Source organism: Mesorhizobium sp. M7A.F.Ca.MR.362.00.0.0, from assembly GCF_004023175.1.
Taxonomy (GTDB): domain Bacteria; phylum Pseudomonadota; class Alphaproteobacteria; order Rhizobiales; family Rhizobiaceae; genus Mesorhizobium.
The window spans coordinates 1-2,339 of the sequence record NZ_RZTF01000623.1; the positions used below are offsets into that span (position 1 = coordinate 1).

Annotated in this window: 2 protein-coding genes; one reads left to right on the plus strand and one right to left on the minus strand. The window is 66.1% G+C overall.

Features of this window, described 5'->3' with window-relative positions; all coding sequences use genetic code 11:
- Positions 1-63: 63 nt before the first annotated feature.
- On the minus strand, positions 64-816 hold the full coding sequence (locus EOC06_RS36080; protein WP_164898958.1) for a pyridoxamine 5'-phosphate oxidase family protein: 753 nt from the start codon (positions 814-816) through the stop codon (positions 64-66).
- Between the two features lie 35 nt (positions 817-851).
- On the opposite strand from EOC06_RS36080, the gene EOC06_RS36085 reads away from it, so the two are divergent.
- Positions 852-2,267 (plus strand): PLP-dependent aminotransferase family protein, encoded by a 1,416-nt coding sequence (locus EOC06_RS36085; protein ID WP_128310034.1) that lies wholly within the window; start codon positions 852-854, stop codon positions 2,265-2,267.
- Positions 2,268-2,339: the final 72 nt, after the last annotated feature.

The window sequence follows — 2,339 nt, forward strand, 5'->3', positions numbered from 1 at the left end:
CCCCGTCACTATACGGGGAGAAATGTCCGGCAGGACAATGAGGGGCGGCGCTAACTTTGCTGACTACAGCTCGCCCTCATACGTCAGTTGCGCCTGCGTCAGCGCCCGATCCAGCCTTTCGCCCTCGGCATATCCAGCCAGATTCTGCGGCCGCTCGATACCAGGCAGCAGCCTCGGACACGGCTCGGCGGCGCCGACCACCATCCGCACCGGGATGACGCCGGCCCACACCGGATGCCCGTAATCCTCCTCGTCGTCGCCGACGCCCTTGGCGCGCACTTTGGCTGATGCCTCTTCGATGCGCATGCCGATCACCGTCGTCGCCTTGGCCTCCTGCACCGAGATCGGCCGCAGGGTCTCGCTCCGGCCGGGGTAGAAGCGGTCGATGACTCCGGCCAGCGCCTTCAGTTTCTCATCAGGCTCGTCGATGATCCGCGCTGTGCCGAAACACATTGCCGAGCGGTAATTGGCGGAATGGTTGAAGCCCGAGCGCGCCAGCACCAGCCCGTCGAGATGCGACACCGTCAGACACGCCGGCGTGCCGCCGCGCAGATTGCGCAGCATGCGGCTGGCCGACGAGCCGTGCCAGTAGAGCATGTCATCCTCGCGCCAGTGGATGGTCGGCGTGCAATAGGGCTGGCCGTCGAACGTATAGGCGACATGGCACAGCAGCCCGGCATCCAGCACCGAGAAGACTGCCGCATGGTCGTAGCTGCCGCGCTCGTGCAGGCGCTTGACGCGGTTGCGGCTGGTGGTCGGAAAGCTGGCTGGCGTGTCGTTCACGGCTTGCATCCTTGGTTGTTGTCTGCCAACCATGCGCCATGACATTGGTTGATAAAAGAACCAATCCGATGAAGAAAAAACAGACCAATTTGCCGGATTGGTCGGCGCTGATCCCGGTCCTCCCGGGCGACGGCCCGCGCAGCCGCGAGCTTTATGCGGCGCTCAGGCGGCTGATCGAGACCGGCGCGCTGGCCGCCGGGGCCAAATTGCCGACCACCCGGGATCTCGCACAGCGCTTCGGCCTATCGCGTTCGGCGGCGGTTGCCTGTTTTGAAATGCTGGTCTCGGAAGGCTTCGCCGTCGCCAGGATCGGTGCCGGAACCTTCGTCGCGCCTGACGTGCCGCATCTGCCGACAACACTGGTCAAGCCACGGCCACCCGAGATCGATGCCGCCACCTCGCTGCCTTGCGGCCTTGGCGTGGCGGTGTCCGATCCGCGCACGCTTGATTTGTTTCGCATCCTTCTGTCGCGCCACCTCGCTCGCCCCGGGCCGGAGCATTTCCGCTATGGCGATCCGCGCGGCGGCCTGCCGCTGCGCACGGCAATTGCCACCTATCTCAGGACCGCACGCGGCGTGCGCTGCGATGCCGGCCAGATCGTGCTGACTTCGGGCACGCAGCAGGGGCTGGATCTTCTGGTGCGCGCCGCGCTCAGCCCCGGCGATGCCGTCTGGATCGAAAACCCCTGCTATCCCATGGCACAGGCCGTGCTGGCCGGCAGCGGCGCCAGGGTTTTTGGGGTACCGGTCGACGCGGAAGGGCTCGATCCCGAGATCGGCGAAAGCCTGTGCTCCAAGGCGCGCGCGGCCTATGTCACGCCCTCGCATCAATATCCGCTCGGCGTGACGATGACGATGCGCCGCCGTCTCGCTTTGCTCGACTGGGCTCGGCGCAACGATGCCTGGATCATCGAGGACGACTACGACAGCGAGTTCCGCTATGCCGGCCCGCCGCTGACCTCGCTGCAGGGCATGGACGGTTCAGACCGTGTCGCCTATCTCGGCACCTTCTCGAAAATCCTCTTCCCCGGCCTGCGCATCGGCTATGTCGTGGTGCCCGAAGCGCTGCTCGATGCCGTGATGGCGGTCAGGGCGCGCTCCGACCGCTTCCCCTCGACGCTGGCCGAAGGCGCGCTGACCGACCTGTTGAACGAGGGCCATTTCGCCGCGCATCTCAGGCGCGTGCGCCGCCGGGTGCAAGCCGCGCGCGACATGCTGGTCGCCGGCCTCGATATGCATTGCGGCGATGCCCTCGATGTGACCGTCCCCGAACAGGGGCTGCACTTGATGGCGACGCTGAAGGATGCCGGGCCGGACACAGCGATCGTCGAGGCGGCGAAGGCGGCAGGTGTCGGCGCCAGGGCCTTGTCCTCCATGTTCATCGGCGGGGCGCCCCGGCAAGGTCTGGTGCTGGGTTTTTCCGGCTTTTCGGATGAGGAATTGATGGCCGCGACTGTGCGACTGGGCGGGGTGATGGGATATTGAGTGACAATGGGCAAGCACAGCGCTGCCCCTCATCCGCCTACCGGCACCTTCTCCCCGTATAGTGACGGGGAG

What these genes read in the sequence shown, in the direction of transcription:
- EOC06_RS36085 (WP_128310034.1), top strand. Translation starts at nt 852, where the DNA reads ATGAAGAAAAAACAGACCAATTTGCCGGATTGGTCGGCGCTGATCCCG.
- EOC06_RS36080 (WP_164898958.1), bottom strand. Translation starts at nt 816, where the DNA reads ATGGTTGGCAGACAACAACCAAGGATGCAAGCCGTGAACGACACGCCA.